The organism is Intrasporangium chromatireducens Q5-1, from assembly GCF_000576575.1.
GTDB classification, from domain to species: Bacteria; Actinomycetota; Actinomycetes; order Actinomycetales; family Dermatophilaceae; genus Intrasporangium_A; species Intrasporangium_A chromatireducens.
Genome location: NZ_AWQS01000121.1, coordinates 1 through 11,844, shown reverse-complemented (window position 1 = coordinate 11,844; position 11,844 = coordinate 1). Strand labels below are relative to the sequence as shown.

12 protein-coding genes are annotated in these 11,844 nt (G+C 71.1%); 8 read left to right on the top strand and 4 right to left on the bottom strand.

Features of this window, described 5'->3' with window-relative positions:
* The 4 genes from N864_RS13915 to N864_RS13900 all read left to right on the top strand — a co-directional run.
* On the top strand, window positions 1-305 hold a 305-nt coding region (locus N864_RS13915; protein ID WP_034717814.1), incomplete at its 5' end, for an ATP-binding cassette domain-containing protein.
* Between the two features lie 2 nt (window positions 306-307).
* On the top strand, window positions 308-1,489 hold the full coding sequence (locus N864_RS13910; RefSeq protein WP_338033644.1) for a fumarylacetoacetate hydrolase family protein: 1,182 nt from the start codon (window positions 308-310) through the stop codon (window positions 1,487-1,489).
* A gap of 55 nt (window positions 1,490-1,544) precedes the next feature.
* Window positions 1,545-2,390 (top strand): fumarylacetoacetate hydrolase family protein, encoded by an 846-nt coding sequence (locus N864_RS13905; protein WP_034717812.1) that lies wholly within the window; start codon window positions 1,545-1,547, stop codon window positions 2,388-2,390.
* Window positions 2,387-3,133 (top strand): SDR family NAD(P)-dependent oxidoreductase, encoded by a 747-nt coding sequence (locus N864_RS13900; protein ID WP_034717809.1) that lies wholly within the window; start codon window positions 2,387-2,389, stop codon window positions 3,131-3,133. The genes N864_RS13905 and N864_RS13900 overlap by 4 nt, the downstream gene beginning before the upstream one ends.
* Before the next feature lies 1 nt (window position 3,134).
* Here N864_RS13900 and N864_RS13895 read toward each other — a convergent pair whose 3' ends face one another.
* Entirely contained in the window at window positions 3,135-3,611 is a 477-nt protein-coding gene (locus N864_RS13895; RefSeq protein ID WP_034717805.1) for a PPOX class F420-dependent oxidoreductase, read from the bottom strand.
* An 81-nt stretch (window positions 3,612-3,692) separates the two neighbouring features.
* The gene (ggt, locus tag N864_RS13890) at window positions 3,693-5,381 is read right to left on the bottom strand and encodes a gamma-glutamyltransferase (RefSeq protein WP_081793836.1); all 1,689 of its coding nucleotides are present in this window, start codon (window positions 5,379-5,381) and stop codon (window positions 3,693-3,695) included.
* A 347-nt stretch (window positions 5,382-5,728) separates the two neighbouring features.
* Here ggt and N864_RS13885 point away from each other — a divergent pair, with 347 nt between their 5' ends.
* From N864_RS13885 to N864_RS13870, 4 genes are all read left to right on the top strand, one after another.
* Entirely contained in the window at window positions 5,729-6,805 is a 1,077-nt protein-coding gene (locus N864_RS13885; RefSeq protein WP_051518575.1) for a potassium channel family protein, read from the top strand.
* Between the two features lie 111 nt (window positions 6,806-6,916).
* Entirely contained in the window at window positions 6,917-8,164 is a 1,248-nt protein-coding gene (locus N864_RS13880) for a CoA transferase (protein ID WP_034717800.1), read from the top strand.
* Window positions 8,157-9,014 carry an HpcH/HpaI aldolase/citrate lyase family protein gene (locus N864_RS13875; protein WP_051518576.1) on the top strand — a complete coding sequence of 286 codons (858 nt, stop codon included), beginning with the start codon at window positions 8,157-8,159 and terminating at the stop codon, window positions 9,012-9,014. Before N864_RS13880 ends, N864_RS13875 begins: the two co-directional genes overlap by 8 nt.
* Window positions 9,007-9,855: an HTD2 family dehydratase gene (locus N864_RS13870; RefSeq protein WP_034717797.1), complete on the top strand. Its 849-nt coding sequence runs from the start codon at window positions 9,007-9,009 to the stop codon at window positions 9,853-9,855. Before N864_RS13875 ends, N864_RS13870 begins: the two co-directional genes overlap by 8 nt.
* 122 nt (window positions 9,856-9,977) lie before the next feature.
* Here the strand turns inward: N864_RS13870 and N864_RS13865 are convergent, their stop codons facing one another.
* Window positions 9,978-11,060 (bottom strand): PLL family lectin, encoded by a 1,083-nt coding sequence (locus N864_RS13865; RefSeq protein ID WP_034717795.1) that lies wholly within the window; start codon window positions 11,058-11,060, stop codon window positions 9,978-9,980.
* Window positions 11,061-11,191: 131 nt separating this feature from the next.
* Window positions 11,192-11,844, bottom strand: a 653-nt coding sequence (locus N864_RS13860) for an SDR family NAD(P)-dependent oxidoreductase (RefSeq protein WP_034717794.1), incomplete at its 5' end; no start/stop codon positions are given.

Genomic DNA, 11,844 nt, shown 5'->3' with positions numbered 1-11,844 from the left:
GCCAGCAGCAGCGGGTCGCCATCGCCCGCGCGTTGGCGATGGATCCGAAGGTCATGCTCTTCGACGAACCCACCTCTGCGCTGGACCCGGAGATCGTCGGCGAGGTGCTCGCCGTCATGCAGGACCTTGCCCGCGAGGGGATGACCATGGTGGTCGTCACCCATGAGATGGGCTTCGCACGCGAGGTTGCAGACCGGGCGATCTTCATGGACGGGGGAGTCATCGTCGAGGAGGGCTCGCCCAGCCAGGTGTTCGGTGACCCACAGCACCCGCGCACGCAGAACTTCCTCAGCAAGGTGCTGTGACGGTGTCATCGGAGAGCATCCTCCCCAGCTTCGCGTCGGTGCGGGCAACACTGCCCCTCGGCGAGCCCGGGACGCTGGTCGGTCGCGTGTGGGACCCGGCCGTCGGCGGCCCCAGCCCCGTGGTCGTGCTCGACGGGGGCGTCCACGACCTCAGCCGCACGTACGCGACCGTGCGTGACCTCTGCGAGGAACCGCGCCCGGCCAAGGCCGCGCGCGAGGCGGCCGGCGCCGTGCTCGGATCGGTCGACGAGCTGCTCGAGGGGACGGCCGCCGCGACGGCCACCGGCCCGAGACTGCTGGCACCCGTGGACCTGCAGTCCGTCAAGGCCGCCGGTGTCACCTTCGCCGTGTCCATGCTCGAGCGCATCATCGAGGAGCGGGTCAACGGCGACCTCGCGGCGGCGGCGAGCCTCCGCCAGCAGATCCTCGCCGAGATCGGCGCCGACCTGACCTCTGTTAGACCAGGCTCCCAGGATGCTGAGAAGCTCAAGGCCTTCCTCACCGAGCGCGGTCTGTGGAGCCAGTACCTCGAGGTCGGGATCGGGCCCGATGCCGAGATCTTCACGAAGGCGCCCACCCTGGCGGCCGTCGGCACCCTGGGCCCGGTGGGTGTTCCGCCCCACTCGACGTGGAACAACCCGGAGCCGGAGGTCGCGTTGGTGATCTCGTCCCGCGCGTCGATCGTGGGCGCCACCCTCGGCAACGACGTCAACCTGCGTGACGTCGAGGGCCGGTCGGCGCTGCTGCTGCCACAGGCGAAGGACAACAACGCCTCGTGCGCGCTCGGGCCGTTCGTGCGGCTCTTCGACGAGACGTTCTCTCTCGAGGACGTGCGGTCCCTCACCGTGGAGCTGGAGATCCGGGGCGCCGACGGCTTCGAGCTGCGCGACTCGTCGCCCATGACCCAGATCTCCCGGCAGCCGGAAGACCTGGTGGAGCAGCTGTTCCGGTCGCACCAGTATCCCGACGGTGCCGTGCTCATGCTTGGGACGCTCTTCGCGCCGGTGGTCGACCGGGCCACCGAGGGGCTCGGCTTCACGCACCATCCGGGCGACGTCGTGCGGATCTCCGCGCCGCAGCTCGGCGCGCTGGTGAACGAGGTGCGGCACTGCGAGGACTGCGAGCCGTGGTCGTTCGGCCTGCGTGACCTCATGGCCAACCTCGCCGAGCGGCGCCTGCTGTGACCTTGCAGCGACCGCACGACAGCCGCACACAGGGACGAACGGAGACAGTGACACAGTGAGACTCGCAAGACTCGGCGACCCGGGTGCCGAACGCCCGGTGCTGCTCGACAACGGCAAGGTGCTCGACCTGTCGAGCGTGACGTCGGACATCGATGCCAGCTTCTTCGAGTCCGGCGGGCTCGAACGCCTTCGGGGCGGTGCGGCGGACCTGCCGGCCATGGCGGACGTCGGACAGGTGCGGATCGGCGCGCCGATCGCTCGGCCCGAGTCGGTCATCTGCGTCGGCATGAACTACGCGGCGCACGCGGCCGAGTCGGGGTCGATGCCACCCGAGCATCCCGTGATCTTCCACAAGACGCCCAACACCGTGGTCGGGCCCAACGACCCCGTCGTCATCCCGCCCGGCAGCGAGAAGACCGACTGGGAGGTCGAGCTCGGGGTGGTCATCGGGCGGCGCGCCTCCTACCTCGCCGACCCCCGCGACGCGATGGGGCACGTCGCCGGCTTCGTCCTCTGCAACGACCTCTCCGAGCGTGACCACCAGCTCGCGGTCTCCGGGGGACAGTGGAGCAAGGGGAAGTCCGCCCCGGGCTTCTGCCCGACCGGACCGTGGCTCGTCACCCCGGAGGAGGTCGACCACCGGAACCTGCGGCTGCGCAGCTGGGTCAACGGGGAATCACGACAGGACTCCACCTCGGCCGACATGGTCTTCTCCGTCGAGCACCTCATCTGGGACCTCTCGCAGTACCTGGTCCTCGAGCCCGGGGACCTCGTCCTCACCGGCACACCGGAGGGTGTGGCGCTCTCGGGCCGGTTTCCCTACCTCCAGCCAGGGGACGTCGTGGAGCTGGAGATCGAGGGGCTGGGTCGGCAACGACAGGAGCTGAGGGCACACTCATGAGCGACTTCGATGGGATGGTGGCGCTCGTCACGGGCGGCGCGTCCGGCATCGGGGCGGCGATCGCCGCTGAGCTGTCCTGCCACCGCGCCCGGGTCGCCGTCCTCGACCGCGATACGACCACAGCCGCACCCGGCCTGTTCGCCGTCCGCGCCGACGTGACCTCCGAGGACGCGGTCGCGGCAGCCGTCCAACAGGTGGTCGACCACTTCGGGCACTTGGACGTCCTGGTCAACAACGCCGGCATCGGCGCCCAGGGGACGGTCGAGGGCAACGAGCTGTCCGAGTGGCAGGCGGTCCTCGACGTGAACCTCCTCGGGATGGTGCGTGTGACGCGCGCCTGCCTGCCCCACCTGCGCCGGTCGACGGCGGCGGCCGTCGTCAACACTGCCTCCGTCGCGGCAGAGGTCGGGCTACCCGACCGGGTGCTCTACAGCGCGAGCAAGGGAGCGGTGGTGGCGGCGTCGCGGGCCATGGCTGCCGACCTCATCGACGACGGCATCCGGGTCTGCTGGGTCAGCCCGGGCACCGCCGACACTCCGTGGATCGGCCGGCTCCTGTCGCGGGCCGAGGATCCGGCTGCCGAGCGTGCGGCCCTCGAGGCGCGCCAACCGCACGGTCGTTTGGTGAGTGCCCAGGAGGTCGCCGACGCCGTCTGCTACTTGGCCGGGCCACGAGCCGGCTCCACGACCGGCGTCGGGCTGACCATCGACGGCGGGCTCGTCGGCCTCCGGCTTCGTCGCTGAGTCAGTCGTCCAGTCGGCGCGCAACGTCAGCCGGGAACCCGCCGGTCGCGATCGGGCCCCAGCGGGTGGGCGTGACGCGGATCAGAGACTTGTCCTGGATGCGCATGGCCTCGCGGTACTCGTCCCAGTCGGGGTGCTCACCGGCGATGCACCGGTAGTAGTCGACGAGGCCGTCGGCGGCCTCCGGCATGTGCAGCACCTCGGCCTCGCCGTCAACCTGCACCCATGGGCCGTTCCAGTCGTCGGAGAGGACGAGCACGGAGACCGACGGCCGCTTCTGTGCGTTGCGCGTCTTGGCCCGGGCGGGATAGGTCGAGATGACGATCCGCCCCTGCTCGTCCACCCCTCCGGACACCGGGGAGATCTGTGGCTGGCCGTCGTCGCGCGTCGTGGCGAGCAGCAGGTGGTGGCGCGGGCGGATGAAGTCGAGCAGCTCCGGCAGCTCGACAGTGGTCGTGGTCGCGATCGATCTGGCCATGGAGGCACCTTACGGACCCTGGGCGCTCACGCACTGCTCCTGCGCGAGGAGCAGTGCGTGAGCGGCCGTGAGGAGCGGGGCTCAGCGGGACGGTCGGACGACCATGGCCGAGCCGCCACCGCGGCGGATCGGCTCGGCAGCCGCCTCGAACTTCCCGTGCCCGAGACTGCGGATCGCCGTCACCGCGCCGATCTCACCGGCGTCGGCGAGCGTGTGTCCGAGCGCTCGCAGGCCGGCTGCGAGGGGGCTCGCGAGCAGCGCCGGCTCGGCGCCCTCGGTGCCGTTCCGCGACGACAGGCGTGGGGCGGCGATGGCATCGACGAGGGACAGGTCGCGGTCGACGTAACCGAGGATCGTCTGCGACACCGACGTGATGATCGTCGCGCCGCCGGGCGAGCCCACGGCAAGGAACGGTGCCCCGTCCTTCATCAGGATGGTCGGGCTCATCGACGACCGCGGTCGCTTGCCGGGACCCGGCAGGTTCGGGTCGGGCACCTCGGGGTCGAGCGGGACGAAGTTGAAGTCGGTCAGCTCGTTGTTGAGCAGGAAGCCCCAGCCCGGCACGGTGATGCCCGAGCCGCCCGTCTGCTCGATGGTCAACGTGTAGGAGGCGACGTTGCCCCAGCGGTCCATCGCCGTCAGGTGCGTCGTCGACAGGCCCTCATAGGGCTCCGGCTGCGCCTTCGTGCCCTGCGCGCACGAGGTGTAGCTGCCGTCCGGAGACCCGAACGGGATCGGACGCGGCTGCGCCTGCGTCGGGTCGAACAGGCAGGCCCGCTCGGCCGCGAACCCGGTGCTGATCAGCTCGGACACCGGAACGTCCGGCACGTCCCCGACGTAGCGGTTGCGGTCGGCGAAGGCGGTGGCGGAGGCCTCCGAGAACCGGTGCAGGTAGTCGACGTCGGACACCTGCGAGGTCGACGTGCCGGTGCGGTCCTCGTAGGCCTTCATCAGGTTGAGGATCTCGGCCACGGCGATGCCTCCTGAGCTGGGGATCGGCATGCCGTAGACGTCAAGGCCCTTGTACTGCGAGTGGATCGGCGCCTTCGTGAGGGCGCGGTACCGAGCCAGGTCGCGCAGCGTCAGCTGTCCGCCCATGACGGTGACGCCGGGGGCGGTGTGCGGAGCGTTCGACTCACGGACGATCGCCTCGCCGAGCCGTCCGCGATAGAGGACGTCGACGCCGTGGGTGCGCAGCGTCCGGTACGCCTTCGCCAGGTCGGGGTTCGTGAACCGCGACCCCACGGCGGGGGCCTGACCGTTCCGCAGGAAGACCCGCGCGGTCTCGGGGAACGTGGCGAACCGCGCGGCGTTCTGCGCGGTCTGGTCGTGGAACGTCTGGTCGACGACGAAGCCCTTCGCGGCGAGGCGCTCGGCGGGCTTGAGTGCGTCGTTGAACGACAACGTGCCGTAGTCGCGCAGGGCCTTGGCCCAGAGCGCCGGCGTCCCGGGGACGCCCACGGACAGGCCCGAGTTGACGACCGTCGTGAAGTTCATCGCCGTGCCGTCGGGGTTGCGGAACGTCTTCTCGGTGAAGGTCGCCGGTGCCGTCTCGCGACCGTCGATGGTGCTGACCCGCTTCGTTCGGGCGTCGTAGTAGACGAGGAAGCCGCCACCGCCGATGCCGGCGCTGTAGGGCTCGGTGACGCCGAGGGCGGCGGCTGTCGCCACGGCCGCGTCGGCGGCGTTGCCGCCGCGCGCGAGGACGTCGACGCCGATTTGCGACGCGTCGCGGTCCACCGAGCTGACCGCACCGCCGGACCCGGTCATGACGGAGACCTTCGGCAACGGCGTGGGCCGGCCGTGCCAGCCATGGTCGGAGGAGGTCGTACGTGCTGGGGAGGTGGAGGTAGAGGCCGAGGGCTGAGCGCCCGCCTGCGGGGCAAGGAGGGCGAGCGGGAGGCCCGCGCTGACACCTGCCACGACCCAACGTCTGGTGCTGCGTGTGTGTCGGCTCATCCTCGGACCGTACCGGCGCCCCCGTGACGTGTCGCGTTGAAACCATCCGCCCCCTGAGCGGCCCGTGAGGTGGGCAGCGACTCGGGTAGTGGCTGGTGGACCCGTGGACGGCCGTGGTGGGGACCGCTGGTCGACCGATGAGGAGAGGACACGCGTTCGTGATCACCGACCTGGTGCAGTGGGCCGTCGGGGCCCTGGTCGTCGCCGCCGTCCTGCAGGACGTCTTCTCCACCGTCCTGTTCCCGGGCAGCGGCCACGGCATCCTCCGGCGACCACTGTCCCGGTGGGTATGGCGTGGTTTCCGGGCCGTCGCACACGGCCTGGAGGGTGAGCGGCGTCGGGACCTGCTGGCCTACAGCGGCCCGGTGCAGATCACCGTCAACCTCATCGTCTGGATCCTGCTGCTCACCGTCGGCTGGGCGCTGGTCTTCCATCCGGCGCTCGGCACCCAGATCGTTGCGAGCAACGGCCCGACGGACCGCGGATGGGCGACAGCGCTCTACTACAGCGGCTACGCCCTGACGACGCTCGGGGTGGGCGACATCGTGGCCCGCTCGGACCTCTACCGGCTGCTCACCGTCACCGAGGCGGCGATCGGTTTCGCCACCCTGACGATGGCCATCACCTACTTCCTCTCGGTCTACTCCGCCCTGACCCAGCGGAAGGTGTCGGCGGGCCAGCTCCACCACCGCACGTACGGCACCGGCCAGGCGGCCCTGCTCCTCGCCGGGCTGGGCCGCGACGGCGAGCTGCCGCGGGCCGCCGACGAGCTGACGACGATGGGCGGGGCGCTCCAGCACGCGCTGGAGACCCACGCCGCGTACCCCGTGCTCCGCTACTTCCACCAGCGGCAGGTCTACTACTCGCTGCCGCGGATGCTGCTCGTCGCGCTGGAAACGGAGACGATTCTGCGCAGCGTCCTCGACCCCGCGCACTATCGACAGCTGCTCGCCTCGCCCTCGCTGGCGGGGCTCCGCGGTGCCGCCGACCAGCTGCTGGACAGCCTCGTGCCGCAGGCAGCCCCCGTGCCGGCGGGGCAGCAGCAGGCGGAGCAGTGGAGTCGACGTGGGGTGGACGCGTGGGAGCAGCTGCGCGCCGCAGGCTTGCACGTCAGGGCTGACGCCGACACCGCCGCGCGCGAGTACGTGACGCTGCGCAGCCAATGGGATTCGCGGGTCCGCCGGCTGGCGGACACGATGGTGTACGAGTGGTCGACCATGGAGCCAGCCCACTGACGTCCTGTCGGTATGCCGCTGAGCCGGCTCAGCGGCATACCGCGCCCTCTCGTGTGGTGCGGCGGTGAGATGAGTGGGAGCGCCCGAGAGCGTTCTGGTACACCAGCGTGCATGAGTGAGCGTGTTGTCGGGTCGGAGAGGCCCCTCGCCGGGCTGTTCGTGGTGGAGGCGGCTTCGTTCGTGGCCGGCCCGTCGGCGGGGATGTCGCTGGCGCAGATGGGGGCCGAGGTGGTCCGGGTCGATCCGCCGTCCGGTGGCAGCGATGCGGGCCGGTGGCCGTTGTCGGCGAACGGTTCCTCGCTGTTCTGGGCGAACCTGAACAAGGGCAAGCGGTCGGTGGCGATCGACTACCGCACGCCTGAGGGGCATGAGCTGCTCGTCGCGCTGGCGACGCGGCCGGGGCCGGGGGCGGGGCTGTTCATGGACAACATGGTGGGCCGGCGTCGGGTGACGTATGAGGAGCTGGTCGCGCAGCGTGGCGACGTGATCCAGGTGCACATCCAGGGGCGGGCGAACGGCGGCCCGGCGGTGGACTACACGATCAACGCCGAGGTGGGGGTCCCGCAGATGACCGGCCCGGAGGACTCGGCCCGCCCGGTGAACCATGTCGTGCCGGTGTGGGACCTGGTGACGGGGATGACGGCGGTCAGCTCGATGCTGGCGGCGCTGACCCGGCGCCGGGAGACCGGTGAGGGCGCGAAGGTGGACATCGCGCTGGCGGACGTGGCTCTGTCCGGTGTCGGGGCGATGGGGTGGCTGGCGGAGGCGGAGCTGGCGCGGCGGGCGCGGCCGCGGCAGGGCAACCACATGTTCGGGGCGTTCGGCAACGACTTCGTCACCTCCGACGGGCGTCCGGTGATGGTGGTGGCGCTGACCCCGGGGCAGTGGCGGGCGCTGCGGGACGTGACGGAGACCGGTGACGTCTTCGGCGCGCTGGAGAAGGCGCTCGACGCGAACCTGGACCTGGAGACGGACCGGTACCGGTTGCGCGAGACGATCTCGGCGGTGCTGCGGCCGTGGTTCGCCCAGCGCGACTACGCGACGGTGAGTGCCCTGTTGACGCAGGCGCACGTGCTGTGGAGCCCGTATCGGGACACGTTCGAGGCGGCGAGCGAGGCGCGTCGTGACCCGGACTCGGTGGCCACCGAGATCGACCAGCCGGGCATCGGCCGGATGCTGGCGACGGGCAGCCCGGTCCGCTGGGGTGACGAGCGCACCGGCCCGGTCCCGGCTCCCCGGCTCGGGGATGACACGGAGGCCGTCCTGTCAACGATGCTCGGGCTGACCCAGACCGAGCTCGGTGGCCTGCACGCGCGGGGCATCGTGGGGCTGGGGGAGCGGGAGCCCGGTCGTGGGTGAGTCGGCCTCGCGGGTGCGGGCCGCGCGGACGTTCCTCTTCGTCCCCGGTGACCGGCCCGAGCGGTTTGCCAAGGCGGTGGCCAGTGGCGCGGACCTCGTCGTGCTCGACCTGGAGGATGCCGTGACCCCGCAGGCCAAGGACGGGGCGCGGCGCGCGGTGGGGGAGTTCCTCGAGTCCGGCACGGTGGCGGCGGTGCGGATCAACGCGGTCGACACTCCGTGGCATGCCGAGGACGTCGCGATGCTGGCCGGCCGGGACCGGATCGTCATGCTGCCCAAGGCCGAACGGGTCGACCGGGTCGCGGCCGTCGTGGCTGAGCTCACGCCCGGCTCGGCGGTGGTCGCTCTCGTCGAGACAGCGCGGGGGGTGCTGCACGCGGCGGAGGTTGCCGAGGTCGCGGGCGTGCAGCGGCTGGCGCTCGGCACGATGGACCTGGGCGCGGAGCTCGGCGTGGAGCCGGACGACCGGGAGGCGATGAAGACCGCCCGGCGCCTGCTGGTACTGGCCTCCGCCAGTGCCGGCCTCGCGCCGCCGGTCGACGGGGTGACCGCGGCCGTCGACGATTCCGGCGTGCTCGCGGACGACGTCCGCCACGCCCGACGGCTCGGCCTGACCGGCAAGCTGTGCATCCATCCGAGGCAGGTGCCGCTCGTGCACGAGACCCTGCAGCCCACCCAGGACGAGATCGACTGGGCTACAGCGGTCCTCGTCGCAGCCGACGCGGCGGCCGGTGGGCCGGTCCTGCTCGAGGGGCGCATGGTGGACAAACCCGTCGTGGACCGGGCCCGACGAGTCGTCGAGAGCGTCGACCCTGACCGCATCACCAAGGACGGCGAAGCAGATGGCTGACAAGCACCGCGCCACGGCACTGGTGACCATCGACCCGGCGCCGGTCCAGGCGCTCGCGGCGCTCTTCGACGACGGGCTGCCCGCACCCGGACCGGGTGACCCCCTGCCTGCGTTGTGGCACTGGGTCGCGCTGGCTGCCTGGGCGCCCAGCGGGGCGACTGGGCCGGACGGGCATCCCCGCGTCGGTGGGTTCCTGCCCGACGTCGGCAAGCCGCGACGGATGTTCGCCGGCGGTCGGGTCGACGTCCATCACCCGCTCGTCGTGGGGGAGGAGGTGCGCCGCACCGACGAGGTCGTCTCGGTGACGCCGAAGTCCGGCCGGCAGGGCGACTTCGTCCTCGTCGAGGTCACCACCCGGCTCGAGGACGCGCAGGGTCGGCTGGCGCTCGAGGAGACCCAGAACCTCGTCTACCGGGACGCCGCGACCCCCGGCTCCGCCCCCGCGACTCCGCGTGAGCCACTCCCCGTCGTGCCGTCGGTCCTGCACCGCGAGACGGACGGCTGGCGGTTCGCCACCGACCCGACCAAGCTGATGCGGTTCAGTGCCGCGACGAGCAACGGGCACCGGATCCACTACGACATCGACTACGCCACCCAGGTCGAGGCGTATCCCGGCCTCGTCGTCCACGGACCACTCATGACGATCGCGCTGGCCGAGGTGCTCCGGCTCGAACAGGACGGCCCGGTGCGGTCGCTGACCCACCGCAGCGTCCGCCCGCTCTTCTGCGGGACGGTGGGACAGATCCGGCGCGAAGTGCGCTCGTCCGACGAGCTCGGCCTGGCCCTGACGACAGCAGCCAGCGAGCACTCACTGCTGACTGCGGAGGTTGATCGCGGCTGACCCGGCTCGCGGCGCGAGCGGCTGGCCAGCCGACAGGAGACCCGGACTCAGCGGCATACGACATGCGCGTATGCCGCTGAGCGGCCTTCCAGCGCAACGAGCGTCACGTTCATGTCCGGCGGCTACGGGAGCCAGTACAGCTCCATGACGTGTCGGTTGTCGTCGACAAAGACCACATGCTGCGTGTTATCGGGCATGACATAGGCGGCGGGGTTGCTGCGGCTGGCCAGGACTCCGGTCGCTGTCGTCAGGTCGTTCGGGTGCCAGCCCGTCCCGTCCTGCCAGTACTCGTGGATGTGGTCGTCGACTCCGACGTAGTTGACATGCAGAGTGCCTTCGCTGGGGTAGAGGTAGCCGGTCGGGACCGCACCGGAGGAGGGCGCCACACCACCGACCGTGCTGGTCAGGTCCTGCTCATGCCAGCTGCCGTCCCACGTGAGCTGGTGCAGGTGGCCGTCGGTTGCAACGTAGGACACGACCTGCCGGTTGCCGGGGTCGTTGGCGAAGCCGACCGGGACGCCCGCGGCCCGTGCCGAGCTCTTGGATGAGGCCGTGAGGTCGTTGTGGTGGAAGCCGCCGGAAGGCCCCTTCCACAGCTCGTGGACGTGCTCGTCGCTCCCGGTGTAGAGCAGGTGGTGCGTGCGCTGGGAGGTGAAGCCGTAGGCGGTGGGTGGCAGGCTTGGGTGCGTGCCCGCCAAGTAGGGCGTCAGGTCGCTGTTGAGCCAGCCGAAGTCCTCCTCCATGTCGAGGAAGCGCAGGGTGTTGTTTGCCCGGTAGACGATGTGCTGCCCCACCTCGAAGCTGTAGCCGAAGGGCCGGTCGACCAGCGGCGGCTGGCCGCTGGTGAGCTGATGGTGGTTCTTGCCGTCGCCCCACCAGATCTCCTGGACCCGCCCGTCGGGCCCGACGCCCGGGGTCAGTCCTTGGTAGATGGCGTGCTGGGTCCACCCGCCCGGCTGGTCCTCGTAGACGTAGCCGCACGGCTCGCCGGAGATGGGCGGTGCGTCGGACTGGGAGGTGAGGTCGTTGTGGTGCCAGTGCCCGTCCCACCACAGCTCGTGGACGTGGCCGTCGCCGGCGCCTGCACCGAATCCCTGATAGAGGATGTGCTGCGTCTTCTGCCGGGGGAAGGCGTAGGCCGACGGGCTGAAGATGGCAGGCGGTGCGCCCGTCCGCACGGTCAAGTCGTTGCTGAACCACGTCATCTGAGGTCTCCCAAGGACGTGCCACCAGTGGTGGAGCCGTTAAGGGACGAGTGTGAACCGGCCCAGCAGTGCTGTCCATAGCGAGACGACGCCGCCGGTGGGGCACCCGCAGGAGTAGGTGCGGAGGAGGGTCACGTGCGGAGGTGGGAGGCGCCGTTCAGGTCGAGGACCGCCCCCGACGCCCATTGCGCGTCGGGCGAGGTCAGGTAGAGCACGGCCGCAGCGACCTCCTCGGGCGTCCCGACGCGACCGAACGGGCTCTGGGCGCGCACGGCCGCACCGCTGGCGCCGGAGAGCTTCTCCCGTTGGCGCTCGGTGCTGACGAAGCCCGGCGCCACGCTGACGACGGAGATCCCGTGCGGCGCCAGCGCGACGGCCATGGACTGACCGAAGGCGTGCAGGCCCGCCTTTGCGGCCGCGTAGGCCGGGAAGTCCGGCTCACCGCGGAACGCTCCGCGGGAGCCGATGTTCACGACGACGCCCGGCGCGCCGGTCGGGATCAACGAGCGTGCCACGAGGTAGGTGAGGTTGGCCGCGGCGGTCAGGTCGACATCGATCATCGACCGCCAGGCGCGGACCCACGTGGCGTAGTCCGTGTCGTCGACGCGGTGGTAGGTCGCGGTGCTGGGGCCGACGGCGGCGTTGTTCACCAGGAGGTCAACCTGCCCGAGTGCCTGCTCCGCCTGGGCCACGACGGAGCTCGCAGCGTCCGGGGAGGACAGGTCGCCGGCCACGAGGACGTGCCCGTCGCCGTGCAGGAGGGCGATCGTCTGCTCTGCGGGGG

Coding starts and splice junctions, on each gene's coding strand:
- N864_RS13865 (WP_034717795.1), bottom strand. CDS start 11,060: ATGACGTGGTTCAGCAACGACTTGACCGTGCGGACGGGCGCACCGCCT.
- N864_RS13895 (WP_034717805.1), bottom strand. CDS start 3,611: ATGGCCAGATCGATCGCGACCACGACCACTGTCGAGCTGCCGGAGCTG.
- N864_RS13900 (WP_034717809.1), top strand. CDS start 2,387: ATGAGCGACTTCGATGGGATGGTGGCGCTCGTCACGGGCGGCGCGTCC.
- ggt (WP_081793836.1), bottom strand. CDS start 5,381: ATGACCGGGTCCGGCGGTGCGGTCAGCTCGGTGGACCGCGACGCGTCG.
- N864_RS13870 (WP_034717797.1), top strand. CDS start 9,007: ATGGCTGACAAGCACCGCGCCACGGCACTGGTGACCATCGACCCGGCG.
- N864_RS13880 (WP_034717800.1), top strand. CDS start 6,917: ATGAGTGAGCGTGTTGTCGGGTCGGAGAGGCCCCTCGCCGGGCTGTTC.